This is a genomic window from Ochrobactrum sp. SFR4, from assembly GCF_019730395.1.
Classification (GTDB): domain Bacteria; phylum Pseudomonadota; class Alphaproteobacteria; order Rhizobiales; family Rhizobiaceae; genus Pseudochrobactrum.
This window is the reverse complement of record NZ_JAAPBB010000809.1, coordinates 1-269: the sequence shown is the minus strand read 5'-3', so window position 1 is coordinate 269 and position 269 is coordinate 1. Positions and strand designations below refer to the sequence as shown.

Annotated in this window: 1 protein-coding gene; it reads right to left on the bottom strand. The window is 59.5% G+C overall.

Going from position 1 to position 269, the window contains the following annotated elements; genetic code table 11:
• A partial coding sequence (locus HBA93_RS21325; RefSeq protein WP_286202120.1) for a DnaA ATPase domain-containing protein occupies positions 1–269 on the bottom strand: 269 nt, incomplete at both ends.

Genomic DNA, 269 nt, shown 5'->3' with positions numbered 1-269 from the left:
ATTCTGCGGTCAGATAGACAACGCGCGGCTTGTCCTGACGCTGCAAAGCACTGGCAGCAATGGCCTGCAAAAGGTGCGTTTTACCAAGACCAACGGATGCGTGAATGAAGAGCGGATTGAAACGCACAGCGCTGGAGCCGGCTTCAGCAATGGTGCGCGCTGCGGCCAAGGCCACGCGGTTGGATGCGCCATCAACAAAACTGTCGAAGGTATAGCGCGGATCAAGCGGAGAACCCAGCACAGAACCGGCAGCGGCGCTCTGAGCGGCC